Below are 293 nucleotides of genomic sequence, written 5' to 3' on the forward strand. Positions count from 1 at the left end.
TATGCTCAAATTCATCGTGCCGATGCTGATCCTGACCGGTGCCAGAAAACGCGAGGTGCTGGATGCAAAGTGGGAAGACTTTGATATAGTACGGAAGCAATGGCGGATACCGGTAACGAAAACAGGTAGGCCACGGCATGTACCATTGTCGGAAGGGGTACTGCAGTTACTGGATTCCATACCGCACGATGAATGCCCCTGGGTATTTGCCAACCCAAAGACCCACAAGCCTTTTGTATCGATTTTTACCGGGTGGAATTCTGCTCGCAAACGTGCCGGACTGGCTGAAGTTC

General features: G+C 51.2%; 1 protein-coding gene. It reads left to right on the forward strand.

Features of this window, described 5'->3' with window-relative positions:
- A partial coding sequence (locus IV91_RS0114710) for a tyrosine-type recombinase/integrase (RefSeq protein WP_031599287.1) occupies positions 1-293 on the forward strand: 293 nt, incomplete at both ends.

It is taken from the genome of Ferrovum myxofaciens, assembly GCF_000735045.1.
Classification (GTDB): Bacteria; Pseudomonadota; Gammaproteobacteria; order Burkholderiales; family Ferrovaceae; genus Ferrovum; species Ferrovum myxofaciens.